General features: G+C 33.3%; 11 protein-coding genes. 4 read left to right on the plus strand and 7 right to left on the minus strand.

What is annotated here, in order from left to right; genetic code table 11:
- Positions 1–120 precede the first annotated feature (120 nt).
- From AAGD29_RS07075 to nuoF, 7 genes are all read right to left on the minus strand, one after another.
- The gene (locus AAGD29_RS07075; protein ID WP_341757612.1) at positions 121–1,011 is read right to left on the minus strand and encodes a HEPN domain-containing protein; all 891 of its coding nucleotides are present in this window, start codon (positions 1,009–1,011) and stop codon (positions 121–123) included.
- Positions 1,012–1,141: 130 nt separating this feature from the next.
- Positions 1,142–1,669 (minus strand): histidine phosphatase family protein, encoded by a 528-nt coding sequence (locus AAGD29_RS07080; RefSeq protein ID WP_341757613.1) that lies wholly within the window; start codon positions 1,667–1,669, stop codon positions 1,142–1,144.
- Positions 1,666–3,744: a heme lyase CcmF/NrfE family subunit gene (locus AAGD29_RS07085; RefSeq protein WP_341758773.1), complete on the minus strand. Its 2,079-nt coding sequence runs from the start codon at positions 3,742–3,744 to the stop codon at positions 1,666–1,668. The genes AAGD29_RS07080 and AAGD29_RS07085 overlap by 4 nt, the downstream gene beginning before the upstream one ends.
- A 28-nt stretch (positions 3,745–3,772) precedes the next feature.
- The gene (locus AAGD29_RS07090; RefSeq protein WP_341757614.1) at positions 3,773–5,044 is read right to left on the minus strand and encodes an HlyC/CorC family transporter; all 1,272 of its coding nucleotides are present in this window, start codon (positions 5,042–5,044) and stop codon (positions 3,773–3,775) included.
- A 343-nt stretch (positions 5,045–5,387) separates the two neighbouring features.
- Positions 5,388–5,561 carry a type II toxin-antitoxin system prevent-host-death family antitoxin gene (locus tag AAGD29_RS07095; protein WP_341757615.1) on the minus strand — a complete coding sequence of 58 codons (174 nt, stop codon included), beginning with the start codon at positions 5,559–5,561 and terminating at the stop codon, positions 5,388–5,390.
- A 48-nt stretch (positions 5,562–5,609) separates the two neighbouring features.
- The gene (locus AAGD29_RS07100; RefSeq protein ID WP_341757616.1) at positions 5,610–6,596 is read right to left on the minus strand and encodes a hypothetical protein; all 987 of its coding nucleotides are present in this window, start codon (positions 6,594–6,596) and stop codon (positions 5,610–5,612) included.
- A 19-nt stretch (positions 6,597–6,615) separates the two neighbouring features.
- Positions 6,616–7,878, minus strand: coding sequence for an NADH-quinone oxidoreductase subunit NuoF (gene nuoF, locus AAGD29_RS07105; RefSeq protein WP_341757617.1), 1,263 nt, complete (start codon positions 7,876–7,878; stop codon positions 6,616–6,618).
- 231 nt (positions 7,879–8,109) lie between these two features.
- Between nuoF and AAGD29_RS07110 the strand changes: the two genes are divergently transcribed.
- The 4 genes from AAGD29_RS07110 to AAGD29_RS07125 all read left to right on the plus strand — a co-directional run bounded on the left by AAGD29_RS07110 (position 8,110) and on the right by AAGD29_RS07125 (position 14,199).
- Positions 8,110–10,206 (plus strand): hypothetical protein, encoded by a 2,097-nt coding sequence (locus AAGD29_RS07110; RefSeq protein WP_341757618.1) that lies wholly within the window; start codon positions 8,110–8,112, stop codon positions 10,204–10,206.
- A gap of 765 nt (positions 10,207–10,971) precedes the next feature.
- Positions 10,972–12,324, plus strand: coding sequence for a transcription termination factor Rho (gene rho / locus AAGD29_RS07115; protein WP_341757619.1), 1,353 nt, complete (start codon positions 10,972–10,974; stop codon positions 12,322–12,324).
- Positions 12,325–12,344: 20 nt separating this feature from the next.
- Positions 12,345–13,292, plus strand: a complete 948-nt coding sequence (mdh, locus tag AAGD29_RS07120) for a malate dehydrogenase (RefSeq protein ID WP_341757620.1) — start codon at positions 12,345–12,347, stop codon at positions 13,290–13,292.
- A gap of 151 nt (positions 13,293–13,443) precedes the next feature.
- A complete protein-coding gene (locus tag AAGD29_RS07125; RefSeq protein WP_341757621.1) occupies positions 13,444–14,199 on the plus strand; it encodes a peroxide stress protein YaaA in 756 nt (251 codons plus the stop codon).
- Positions 14,200–14,257: the final 58 nt, after the last annotated feature.

Here is a 14,257-nt window from a genome sequence, read left to right on the forward strand (position 1 = left end):
TGTACTAAATGTACATTCCGCTTACTCGCCCCTCATTTTCAAATCCAATTCGTAGGATCATTCGAGTATATATTCCTATTTGATAAAGTTTTTATTAAGAAAATACCTCAGGAAAAATAATCACATTAAGTCTTCTTTATTAATCCTTTCTAGACATATCTTTTCAGTCACTATCTTTAATTCCTTTACCCGGTTAATAAGGTAAAGTAATTGTTCTTTACTAATTGTATAATCTTGATCATATCTTGCGTCAACATAAGCATTTCGCAGTAACGTAAAGCACTCTTCTTGCTCAGGGGTCTCATGTGGAAATATCTTATAGAGATCGTAATGATGACTTCTAGCCCTATCGCCAAGTTCCAGTATATCATGTGACTTTGTCTTGTAACCAGTAAAAACTAACAGGATAGCATTATAAAAGTTCTCGGTAGCTTGATGGAGTTCAAAAGCACACTTATTAAAATTATTTCTTTGTAAGATATTATGGACGTCAATTATGCATTCTATACCTTTCCTAAACCAATATTTAAAATCTTTTTCAGCTATTGGCCTACGTTCCTGCCATGATAGTTCCTTAGCTTCAGACAGTATAAATTCACCACTATCATATAAAAGAATTCCCTCTTTCTTGATATCACTAAAGAAATACTGCCCTTTTTCCAGTTGCATATTTACTAGTTTAATAGGTTCAAGTATCAGAGTAATTGGTGGTTTTTCATCTAATGAGAATTTTTTACCTAGCCTGTTCTCTATCTTATGTTGTAGGTTTATAGCTGGATAGCCAGCATATTCTCCGTTCTTTAAAATCAACAAAAGATCAAAATCACTTTGATACTTATAATAACTAATATCCCCTACCTTCTCTATATCCTCTACCCAATCTCCTCTAGCATAAGAGCCAAATAAGATAATCATCGCTATTTTTGATTTGCCTACATATAGGATTTCTTTAACAATATTCTCTAGCTTTTCTTTAATAACTAGTGAGCGGTCAGGTAAGGTAGTTTTCATAAAACTGCTTTTTTATTCTAAATCAATCATATACTAAATATATTAAATAGTCAATAATAATTTAACTATAAATTGATTTATTGTTTCGAAGTTGCTATGAAAGTTAGTTAGCAACACTTCTTTTATTAACTTAAACCATATTTAACTCATTAATAAAGCAATGATCTATTCTGATAGTGTTTATCCAAGTTTTTATTACTTGTTTATGAGTTACAACTATTACATATTTATAATCTAAATACCTTCTTAATACATTATTTGCTCTATTACTTAATAACTCTTTTGATTCCCATCTTTTACTAATACCAGCTGGATATACCCCCTTATTTTTTTCATAATCCTCAATTGTACTTTTTAATTCGTATTGATTTTTTATCATAAAATTTAAATCCGGTTGCCATTCTCTTAAATCAAATTCAACAATAATATCTAGATTAATATTTTTTGATATAATTGCAGAAGTTTGAAGTGCTCTAGTATAAGGAGAAGATAAAATTATTTCTGCTTTTTTTAATCTATGGTCTTTAGATACTTCGTTAGCTTCTCTTGTGCCATTTTCTGTCAAACAAGGTAAATCTCTACTTGCACCTTTTAGTTTATATCTTTCGTTTAATGCCCAATCAGTTTCACCATGCCTTATTAAGAAGAAAACTGTCATTTTTTCAATAATCCGATTAAGAATCCTCCAGCCATAAGCATAATAGATATCCAAATAAAACTCATCATTGGTTTGTAATATATTTTTGCGTGAATTACATCATCATCAATTTTACTTAGAACCGCGTAAAGATCATAAGCTAAATAAGAGTATATATTACTTTCTTGCGATAGCTGCTTTTCTATTATATATAATCTATTTTCAGGCTTTAATATAGTGATATTATTCTGTTTATCCTGAATCCAAAATTCAGCAATTTGACGATAATAATTTTGAGCTGATGATACTCTAATATCTCTGAGCGTAACTTCAAAATTTCCTGATACTACCTTGTCTCCAACTTTTCCTATAAAATCTACTTCGCTCTGTAATAATGAATTAACAGTAATAGTAAAAACAAGTAATCCAAAACCTAGATGTCCTAAGATCATGGCAATATTAGACCTCTTGCATAATTCTACTTCTGCTGGTAATTTAGGCAATGCATCTAGACTTGAATCTGTAGCGGAATCATCGTCCACTGCGGGTCGAGATTTCGTGGCTCCTGCAAGTTCCCTAGCAAAAGTGAATTTTGCAAGAGGTCTATTAGCTTTTAGCTTGTCTCTAAAAAAATTACTTTTTGCTAGTATGTAATAACAATTTTGTATTATTAGAAAAAGAGAAAATGTCATGGTACATGCTGAAATAAAACCATACTGAATTTGATACGAGCTAGTAAAAGTTATTACTAAAGAAAAAGCTAGGATAAGTAGATTTCTTGCATAAATCAATCTAGTTGGTGATTTTGTTGTCGAAACTTGCCTTGCTCCGTAACAATCGTCTATTGTACTGCTTGCGGTACTCGGATTCGTTTCTCCTAAAAATCTCGAGAGATTTTTTGATTTATGCAAGAAGTCTAGTAGGTTTTTTGTTCTTATATTATTTGTTTGAGCAATACCAGCTAGTAGAAGCGTTGGAATAATAAAGATTATAAAATTATTGGTAAAAAATCTTTCGCTAATGGTAATAGATTCTTGGTATAATAAAGAATAAACAATGGGGTAAATGGTGGCACATAGTAATACTACTAAGGCTGTTAAGAAAAAGCTACTACCCCAAATAATAAGTCTAGGTTTGTCTGATTTTGTTGGAAGAAGGATACCGATATTCTGACCTCTTAGAATGAGTAACACTAAACTTGATATAGCAAGGATAGCAAATATTGCTAGCATATAGATCGCTCGCTTAGGTGATGATGCAAAAGAGTGAATTGAGGTGATTACGCTTGAACGTACTAAAAACGTACCAAATACTACAAGTAAGAAAGTGATGATTGATAAGGTTATAGTCCAATTTTTCATTTGTCCAGATTTTATCGTTACCAAGACTGAATGATGTAGAGCAATAGCAGATAGCCATGGTAACAGGGAAATATTCTCTACTGGATCAAAAAACCAAAATCCTCCCCAGCCAAGTTCTCTATAAGCCCACCATGATCCTAAGGCTATTCCTAAGGTTGAAAATAGCATTCCTAAATTGGTAAATATTTTAATTGCTCTGAGATTAACAAAGTCTAAACTAGATGTGAGCAGAATTACGCAAGCAGATGTGAAAGGTACGACGTAACAGACGTAACCTAAATATAATATAGGTGGATGTATTATTAGTGCAATATCTTGAAGCATAGGGTTTAAACCAAGGCCTTGGGCGGGACGGAATGATAGGCTGTCAAATGGATTAGAGGTAAAATAAATGAAACTACCAAATAATATTTGTATTAGTGCTAGTATAATTATGTGATAGACTCGAGTTGGACGGCTATTGAATAGTGCAATATAAATAACGCCTATAGTTTGTAATAAACATAGCCACAGCAGTATAGAACCTTCATGGCTTGCCCAACTAGCAGCAATTTTAAATCCAAGAGGTTTTAATGTACTAGAATTCAGAAAGACATTCTGCACGGAAAAATCTGAGATGATAAATCCATATACTAATAGCAAGAAAGACAATAATGTTGACAGGAAACTAAGATAGAAAAAAAAAGTAGCAGAACGATATAAAGAGTTAACAACTGCTAGTATGCTGAATAAGATTGCAGATATTTGTAAATAATTGCCAAGGCTACTTATCACTTTCAGATTCTTTATTTGGTAGAATAATGACCTTTATGCTATCAAGTCTGTTACCTATTTTTTTGTTAATAGTGATACTTAAATTAAATATCTTGATAGATTCTCCTTGATTGGGAATACGCTCAAGTTTATGGATAATTAAGCCAGCTATGGTATTTGCGTCATCATCAGGTAGATTCCAATTTAATTCTCTATTTACATCTCTTATAGTTACAGATCCATCAATAATAAACTCCACATCAGATTTTTTTACAATTGTGTCAATAGGATAATCATGCTCATCGATAATAGGACCAACAATCTCTTCTAGAATATCTTCTAGAGTAATAATACCTTGTAGATCACCATATTCGTCAACAACACAGGCAAAATGACTCTTTCTTTCTCTAAAAGCATGAAGTTGATGAGTTACCAAAGCATTATCAGGTATAAACCAAGGCTGATTTACTAATTCTTTGATATTAATTTTTTTTGCATCGTTATTCTTTTCATAAAGAGCCCGGAGTAGATCTCTCATGTGCAGTACGCCAATTATGTTGTCCTGAGTGTCCTTCCATAATGGTATTCTTGTATGAGGGCTAGATAATAATGCTCGCCTCACTATCTCCTCTTTAGGCAAATCTACATTAATGGCTACTATGTTACTTCTATGTATCATAATTTCAGATACTGTCATTTTCCTAATATCTAATATACCCCCTAACATGTCACGGTCAGATTTATAAACATTACCTTCTTGATGATAATGTTCAATCACTCCTCTGACTTCTTCTGCTCCCGAGATATTTTGTTGTAGATTAATACGGAAAATAAAACAGAACAGCTTAATTATAACTTCAAAAATAGAATTAATTGGTTTCAAAAGCTTTAGAAAAAATATAATTGCTGGAGAAGTGAATAATGCTAACTGTTCTGCTTTTGCTACAGCAATAGCTTTAGGTATTATTTCGCCGAAAACAATTATCACGAAAGCCATAACTGCTGAAGCTACGACAGTACCGCCATCACCTAGCCAATCGATAAATATACTGGTAGCAATGGTAGTGCAAACAGTATTAAGCAGAGTATTACCAATCAATAATGTGCCAATTACTTTTTCTTTATTCTTTAGAACTTGTAATACAGTGTTACGTTTAATACCTTTTGCCTTAAATTTTTGTATTTTCCCCGGAGAAGACGCGGTGATGGCCGTTTCAATAGCTGAAAGCAATGCGGCACATCCTATCATTAGAACAATAATGATTGTCAAAAAAATAGTCATTGATCCTTGTGTAAATTATTAGCGTAAATCTAATTATATTGGCAACTGTGCAATTCCCCTAATACTTTTTTAGTATATACTCTTATATAAACAATCTGTATATCGTACCTTATATTAACCTGAATTCGATGTAACAAGTTATACCGTTTCCCATTATTAACTACGCTATTTAGTGCTACAGTTGTAGTACTAATGTCAAAACGATGTCATCCCAGCGAAAGCTGGGATCTAAAAAAAATAAGCCTGAAAGACTATTAAGTAATATAGATCCCTGCCTTCGCAGGGATGACATCAGTAGTGGTTAAACTTGTACTTATAGCAACTAACGATTATGACTTTTAAATTACCCTGCAGAAATTGCAAGTTTTAATACTTGTTCTTTAAAAGATTCTAATTCTTGAAACTCTTTATCAGAAACTATTACAGCTATAGGCTTGCCATTTCTACTAATGCTGATAGGTTCTGTTTGCACTTTGACTAAGTAATACACCAAACTCACGTTTTGCTTCAGTTGCATTTAATTGTTCCATGATAATAATTATTTTAATTAATATGATTAAGTTAATTACAATGTCTTTTTCTTTTGGAACATTACATTATGCCAATCACTAAAAGTTTGATTCTCAGTTCTTGTTCGCACAAAATTATAGAATATTTTTAAAGTATTATAACGATCCCACTTCCATTGACAGCGATAATTTTGATCACTAGGCTTACAACTTGCTACTAACTTATAACCATTACTAACTGATTCTACATATGTTACCAAATCATCGAATGGTTGTAACTCGCCAGCTTCTTGTTGCTTTAACATCATAAGCTCAGCTATAGCTGCCGTGGTACGACCTCTTCCACCTAAGCAATGTAAATAAACCCATCGACTTGGATTTAATTTTAATTTTTGATCAAAAAGTGCTACCATTTTATCTAAATTATCACGATTTGCCTCTCTATGATCTGATGTGGTAATTCTATAATAGTCAATATTCAAACCTGCCATTATATCAGCTTCAGTCTTAGTAGAAATAGGTACACAGATTGCTAGATCCTTCTTTGTTGGCGTAGTCTTCAAATTATTTACATATATACTAAGTTGCTTGTAAGTTGGTAATATTGAACCAAAAAGATATTGCTCCCGTACTATAATTTCCTCTTGAGATTTATTAGCGTTGACGTCATCATATGGTAAACTGATAAAGGACACTGGGTTTAGGTCGTTGAATCCATGATACTCATTCCTTAAATCAACATCAATAATATCTGTTTTAGATCCAATAGCATTTTTAAATTGGTTAACACTAAATTGCCCACTGGCAATTATATTATATTGTTCGATATATCTAATATTTTTAGGAAGTAACTCTTGTAGTTCATTATGATTATTAAATTGGAAATATGCTAAATTTCCATTATTTAAATATTCTGATGGTAACATGTAAGTAATACAAGATGAACGACTACGGTATGATATAAGCAATAATAACCCCATTATACCAAATGCAATAATAAATTGAGATTTTCTACTTATGTTCAGACCTATTATTTTCTTCATTTATATTTGCTTCATATAGTTACCCTTGCCGAGCTAGCCTTTCTTCAATCTCATGACGGAAATGACGAATTAATCCTTGAATAGGCCAAGCAGCAGCGTCTCCAAGGGCACAAATAGTACGTCCTTCGATCATTTTTGTAACGTCCAGTAACTGATCTATTTCATCTATTTTTGCCTGACCGCGTACCAGTCGCATCATAACTCGCCACATCCAGCCTGTACCTTCTCGACAGGGACTACACTGACCGCAAGACTCATGCATGTAGAATTTACTAAGCCTAGCAATAGCGTAAATAATATCCGTTGAATTATCCATAACAATGACTCCACCAGTCCCGAGTGCCGAACCAGCTGCCCTTAAACTATCAAAATCCATTGCAACATCCTGACATAATGACTTTGGTAGCAACGGTACTGATGAGCCACCTGGGATAATAGCTTTCAGATTACTCCATCCACCCCGTACACCTCCGGCATATCTCTCAATCAACTCCTTTAAAGGTACGCCCATGGCTTCTTCAACATTACATGGCTTATTTACATGACCAGAAATACAGAAAATCTTCGTTCCGGTATTATTAGGCTTACCGATTCCAGCAAACCAATCAGCTCCACGCCGGAGTATAGTGGGTACAACGGCAATTGATTCAACATTATTAATAGTTGTTGGGCAACCATATAGGCCGAAATTAGCCGGGAATGGTGGCTTTAATCTAGGGAAGCCCTTGTTGCCCTCTAAGCTCTCGAGCAGAGCTGTTTCCTCACCGCAAATATACGCCCCAGCACCTCTATGCAAATGAATGTCAAGATGATACCCTGTATCACAAGCATTACTACCTATAAAACCGGCATCATAAGCCTCATCTATAGCACGCTGTACATTGGAGGATTCGTTATAAAATTCACCACGAATATATATGTAACAAGTATGTGCGTTAATAGCAAAGCTGGCGAGCAAACAACCTTCAATTAATTTATGTGGCTCATACCTTAAAATATCACGATCCTTGCACGTACCAGGTTCTGATTCATCAGCATTAACCACTAGGTAACTAGGCTTTGGATGGTCTTTAGGCATGAACGACCATTTGATGCCAGTCGAAAATCCAGCACCACCCCGCCCTCGCAGACCTGATTTTTTTACTTCATCAATTATCCATTCTCTACCTTTAATAATAAAATCTTTTGTATTATCCCAATCTCCACGTTGCTTACTACTTATTATATCATATTTTTCCTGCCCACTAAGATTAGAAAAAATTTTATCGCTAATTTGTAACATAATTAACTCTTAGAATATCTACATATGATATTATATCTGAAGGCAAACAATTGTGAAGAATAAATATTAGCAGGGTTTTCCACAAAAATACAACAACGCCAACTTTGAAATGCATTAAGTATATTTGTTCTATATCAAAATGCTTGCAAAAATCATCAATTCAATAGAGATTCTTTTGTAATAGGGATTATATATCTTCCAATTTTGTGGTTAATATAATGAAAGGTTTTTATGTCAGACGATAGAGCAACTATAGAATCCAGTAATTTAAATATATCTAATTTTGAGAGGGAGAAGGAGTCTATTCATTCTGAATATAGTACTAATCAAGATGATAATATATCGGTAAGATCTGTTGATTCTGGGTACGAAAGTGATAGCAATTTAGCAGACAAAAAAGATGATATTATTAGAGTTAAGACTAAAAATGAGATAGAAAATATAAATAAATTAATAGGAAGGGCATACACATATAAACTTAAATTTCTAAAAAAACTAACTCCACAATTATCAAAAGAACTCATAGCTAATGAATTACTCATTGATACTAACGAATCATTTATGAGTGCAATAGCTGGATTAGCAGTAGAAAATTTTTACCGTAATTTATCTGATCAAAAGACAGAAGAACTTCTTGATAATTTTAGTTTAAATATAGAACGTTCTAAAGGACTTATGAACGACAATGACAAGGCAAAAACAGATAGGCAATTTGCAAACTTAGAAGCTAGTTTAAAAGGATTTGTATTAAATGATATTAAAAGTAGTAACAATGATGAGAATAAGATCGCTCTTGAAGCTGTTAAAAAAGTAATATTAGAGTTAAAAGGTCAAGCAATTCCTAAATCAGATTATGCCAGTACAGTAATTAACAACACTATGGAAAGTTTACAAGCAGATCCAAGAGCTTTTAGTACCGAGCAACTTAATATTTTTAACGAAACTATTAGCCAAGGAAATAAAACTGTTAAATTTTCTAAAGACTTCAAAGAACTTAATAAGACAGAACTTACAGCTCTTTCTAATGCAGTTAATGAATCTGCTAATTCTTTTATAAAAGAATTAGCAGCTAGTAGGAATAATGGCTTAAGTCCAGAGCTTGTTAATTATAGAGCAAATGAAAGCAAAAGGCTTTTATTGACTCTTAGTACAAAGATACAGGATACAGATACTGGTTCTATGGAAGAACAAAAGAGTAGACAAGAGGCTTTTTGTAAACAGCTTCTACCTTATGTTCATATGCCCAGTGAATTAGCAACTAAGTTATTTGAAGAGTGGACACCAACAGAATTACATAGCTTAATTGGCAAGGAAGCTCAGAAATTTTTTAGTGTAGATAATGCTCCAAAAAATTCTTCGTTTCTAACCTTAGATAAGACAAAAATTACAGAAGAAAATATCAAACGATTTGCCGATTCTATTAATCCAATTATTAAAGATGAAGATGCAAAATTAATATTACAGCCAATCCTTGAAGAATCTATTAACAAAATTCAAAATAAAACAGATATAAAGATTACAGAACAACAAAATAACAAAATCTCGGAACAATTATCTCCAACTTTAATAGAACTTGGTTCTGAGCGACTAAGAAATCATAAAGAGGGGATAATATCTGACATAACAAATAAAATTGCAGCAGATAAATCTTGGTATTCTTCTGTGATTAAAAAATTACCTATTTCTACAAATAATTTACAGGATATTGCTACATATCTTACAGACAAATATAGCAATCAAACTACACCAACCATGTCAACTTCAGTGTCTACACCACCACCTCCTCTTATTCAACATTCTAGCATAGAAACAAAACAAATACCCGAACCTAGTAGTTCTGATTTTGTGGTGTCAACACCAACAGAAGCTAAGTTAGAAAATATAGAAGCATACAGATTAAATGAGTTAACTACGGACCAACTAGATAACAGAGTTTTGGTGGATAAGTTACAGAGCAATTTGATAGCACAGATGGACAAACCTAAACCTCAAGAGCTAGTTGAGGATACTGTTAGGCTGCCCAACCCAAAGGTAGAAGAAGTGCATGATAGGCAAGATACCATAAATACTTCAATGATAGCAATAAAATCAGAGCAAGAAATGCCTACAAAAGCCCCTATAGTTCAGGAAACTCAAACAGATAAATTATCATCAATGAAGCCGCAAAATAATCCAAGCATGTCTAGGATTACTAGTACTATTAAAACAGAAATTCAACAAGTAAAGAAAACGTTAAGGCATATAGAAACAATTAAAAAAGAACTAGAAACACCTACTAAACCTACTAGACCTACTCTTAAAGCAGTAAATAAAGGAAGGTTATGGTAAATTGACTGACTTTGTCGTGGGGGTCACTAGTATACACATGTGCATCAACTATTGGTTATAGCTTTTAAATTACCCTACCATGTGTAATTTGTTTGACAACCGCAAAATAATTTGATAAATATAAATAATTAAGTTAGTATTAATACCAATTCCCAAATTAAGTTAGTTACTCGGAAATACGAATGCTCTCTAGGTCCACATAGTCTAGCTGAACTGTCAAAATTTTGTGTTGCTAATTTCAATAAACTTCTTGCAGAGTTCGTTTATGTGCAAGAATTTAAAGAAGCCACGGAATCTCGACTCGCAGCGTACTCAAATTCCGTTACGGATTCGAGCCTAGACACGACGAATAAATTACCAACAGAAGTAGAATTATGCAAGAAAAGTCTAATGAAAACGATGTCATTCCTGCGTAGGCAGGAATCTAAAAAGATAAGCCCAAGAAGACTATTGGACTTTTTTAGACCCCTGCTTTCGCAGGAGTGACATCAAAGGTGCAAGAAGTCTAATCATTCGAGTAGTAGTCTAACCTTAATCTTTAAGTAACTTGACTTTCGTAGGTTTCGTGATTCTCCCAGTTTTTAAAGCAATAGACCTATTTCAAAACTAGCTATGAAAGGAATTTTTACTAAAAAATTAATCAAAAAATCGTAAGTAGTACTAGTGTACATGAGGATTCCTTCGATTGATTCTAACAACAAAATGACCTAGAAAGAATAAAGTTTCTAGAAAAGTCTGATCTTAACTAATCTAAAAAAAATAGGTATGACCCAAAATACAGTTACTAACAATAAGGAATCATCTGATAATCATTACAATAATAGTATCAAGTACGATAGTCCTAATAAAGATGGTATTGTTACCATCAATCTTAAACAATTAAAGCGTAAATCACCTGAAGAGTTACAAATACAAGCAGAAAATCTTAATATTGAGAACTCTAGTGCTTTGCTAAAACAAGAGCTAGTCTTTGCTATACTCAAGAAATCTGTTGAACAAGGTGATTTGATTTCAGGGGAAGGTGTATTAGAAATTCTACCTGATGGATTTGGCTTTCTTAGGTCTCCAGAGGTAAATTACTCCGCCGGTCCTGATGATATTTATATTTCCCCAAGTCAGATTCGTCGTTTTGGACTACGTACAGGGGACACGGTAGAAGGGCAAATTAGAGCTCCAAAACCAGGAGAACGTTATTTTGCCTTGTTAAAAGTAAACAAAGTTAATTTTGAAGACCCTTCTAAGGCCTATCATAGAGTACATTTCGATAATTTAACGCCACTTTATCCTGAAGAAAAATTATCCCTAGAGCTAGAAGATAATAGTAAGGATTTTAGTACAAGAATAATTGAATTGGTTGCTCCTATGGGTAAAGGACAACGTGCGTTGATTGTTGCTCCACCAAGAACGGGTAAAACTGTTCTATTGCAAAATATAGCTCATGCTATTACCACCAATAACCCCGAAGTATTTTTAATTGTTTTGTTAATTGATGAACGCCCAGAAGAAGTTACTGATATGCAACGTTCAGTGCGTGGTGAAGTAGTTAGCTCAACTTTTGATGAACCAGCTATTAGACACGTTCAGCTTGCAGAAATGGTTATTGAGAAAGCTAAAAGGTTAGTAGAGCATAAAAGAGATGTAGTAATATTGGTTGATGCAATAACAAGACTTGCCAGAGCTTATAATACTGTTGTACCATCGTCTGGTAAAGTTCTTACAGGAGGGGTTGATGCAAATGCATTACAACGACCAAAAAGATTCTTTGGAGCGGCAAGAAATATTGAAAATGGTGGTTCATTAACTATAATAGGAACTGCTTTAATTGATACCGGTTCGCGTATGGACGAGGTGATCTTTGAAGAATTTAAAGGTACTGGTAATTCTGAAATAGTTCTCGATCGTAAAATAGCTGATAAACGTATTTACCCTGCGATTGATATTACTAAATCTGGTACACGTAAAGAGGAGCTATTGGTTGATAAAGCCATTTTAACCAAAATGTGGATTCTTCGTAGAATCATTAACCCAATGGGAACTATCGATGCAGCAGAATTTTTAATTGATAAACTTAAAAACACTAAAACTAATACAGAATTTTTTGATTCAATGAATTCATAAAATGCTTTTCAGGAGGAAGTATGGCTAAAAGAACAAAAATTGCTTTAATTGGTGGGGGAAAGATTGGCGGAACACTTGCACATTTGATAGCCTTGAGAGAACTTGCTGATATAGTTATGTTTGATTTATCTGAAGGTCCTTCGCAGGGTAAGACTTTAGACATATCACAAGCTGGAACAATTACAGGATCAGATATAATTGCCAAAGGTACTAACGATTATAAAGACATAGAAGGTTCAGATGCTATCATTGTTACAGCTGGAGTACCACGTTCACCCGGAATGAGTCGTGATGATTTAATTAATGTTAATACTACTGTTATAAAAACTGTGGCTAACAACATTAAGCAATATGCACCGAACGCTTTTGTCATTGTTATAACCAATCCACTTGACGCTATGGTTTACGTAATGTTAAAGGAAAGTGGACTAGCTAGCAATATGGTGGTTGGTATGGCTGGAGTGCTTGACTCATCAAGATTTAACTTTTTCTTAGCCAATGAATTTAATGTTTCCGTAGAAAATGTTAGTAGTTTTGTACTTGGAGGTCATGGTGACTCAATGGTTCCTTTGGTTAGATATTCGACAATTAACGGCATACCAGTTTTAGATTTAGTAGAAATGGGGTGGTCGACGAAAGAACGTATTAATGCGATAATAGATCGCACACAAAATGGTGGTGGAGAAATTGTTTCACTACTTAAAAATGGTTCTGCCTATTACGCTCCGGCAACTTCTGCTATTGAAATGTTAGAGAGTTATCTAAAAGATAAACGTAAAATATTAAGTTGTGCTGCTTATCTCCAAGGGGAATATGGAGTAAAAGATATGTATGTCGGAGTACCAGTTATTATTGGTAAAAATGGTGTAGAAAAAATAGTGGAAATAAAATTAAATGATGAAGAGCAAGATCTATTTAATAAATCAGTAGATGGAGTTAGAAAATTAATTGAATCAGTTAAGTTGTAATACCATTTCCCAAAACTAAATTGCTACTCGGAGTACGAATGCCGAGCACCGGAGCGTATAACTAGTACGTGAGGAGGCGGATATCATGAAGTACGACGACGTGATGATTAGTTTTCGGACATGGTATAAATTTTTTGTCTAGATTACAGATATGTTAAGTATAATTTCACCAGCTAAGACTCAGGATTTCATCTCTGAAATACCGGATTTACCATGTACGCAGCCGCATTTCCTTACTAAAATGCAGTATCTCTTACAGATATGTAAAAGCCTATCGCAGAATCAGATCAAGCAGGTAATGAATGTAAGTAGCAAACTGGCTGAGCTTAATTATCATAGATTTCAAGATTTCGATAACCATCCTCAAAAGCAAGCGATATTTGCCTATGATGGGGATGTTTATGATAATATTGATAGACGAAGTTTCTCTAAAGAGCAATGGGATTTCTTGCAAGGACACACGTTAATTATATCAGGTTTATATGGACCACTAAGAGTTTTTGATAAAATAAAACCCTATAGGCTAGAAATGTCAACAAAATTGCCAAATTTTGAAAAATTATCAAATTTTTGGCAAGACGATATCACCAATTATGTAAATCAAATATTAGCAACTCATCAAAATAAATATCTAATCAACCTAGCATCTAATGAATATTCCCCTGCCATAAATCAAAATGATCTTAAATATCCAATAATTAATATATATTTTAAAGAAAAAAGAAATAATAAATTACAAATAATAGCTATAAACGCCAAGAAAGCTAGGGGCAGCATGCTTAACTTTATTGCAGAAAATCTTATAGATGTACCTGAAAAATTAAAACAATTCTCTAAACAAAACTATTACTATAGTGAAACTGAGTCTTCCGATGAAGATTGGGTATTTGTTAAAAATGAGTTGTAATATTACAACTATATTTAAATTTAAAGATAATAACTTGGAATTATATTATTAGTTATAT

The organism is Candidatus Tisiphia endosymbiont of Ditula angustiorana (genome assembly GCF_964026425.1).
Taxonomy (GTDB): Bacteria; Pseudomonadota; Alphaproteobacteria; order Rickettsiales; family Rickettsiaceae; genus Tisiphia.